Origin of the sequence: Pantoea sp. BL1 (genome assembly GCF_000963985.1) — a bacterium.
Lineage (GTDB): Bacteria > Pseudomonadota > Gammaproteobacteria > Enterobacterales > Enterobacteriaceae > Pantoea > Pantoea rwandensis_B.
The window spans coordinates 1-400 of record NZ_JZRH01000105.1 but is presented as its reverse complement, the minus strand read 5'-3'; the positions used below and the strand labels follow the sequence as shown (position 1 = coordinate 400).

General features: G+C 54.5%; 1 pseudogene. It reads left to right on the top strand.

What is annotated here, in order from left to right:
• Positions 1 to 101 precede the first annotated feature (101 nt).
• A pseudogene (locus VH86_RS24560) lies at positions 102 to 400 on the top strand (lipase family protein); the annotation flags it as partial.

The following is a 400-nucleotide window of genomic DNA, read 5'->3' as shown; positions in this document are numbered from 1 at the left end:
AAATTATCGGTGACAACACTCTGATCACAAGTGTCAGGGGCACAAGCAAAGTCGTCTACTGTCGCGGCGAACAGCATAAATACTGGCTTGAACTTCAGTTCGTGGATGAAAATAACAGCCCGGTCACCGGACTGAACGTGCGGCTGGAATACCATCCGCTTGCCTCCGCTGAAGAGGTGGCTATGTGGAAAAAATACGGCGGATATAGCTATAACCCAACGCCGCCACCTAACCCTCCGGCGGGCGTTACCGACGGTCAGGGAGTGGTACGCTTCGACAACCTGTACTGGATAGCGGTTGATGTGAAGACCGGCGCCCAGCCGCTGGCCGACGAAATGGAAAAGCGTCCGCTGGGTCTGCGGCGCAATCCGAACAGCCAGCCGGTGAGTAATAATATTTT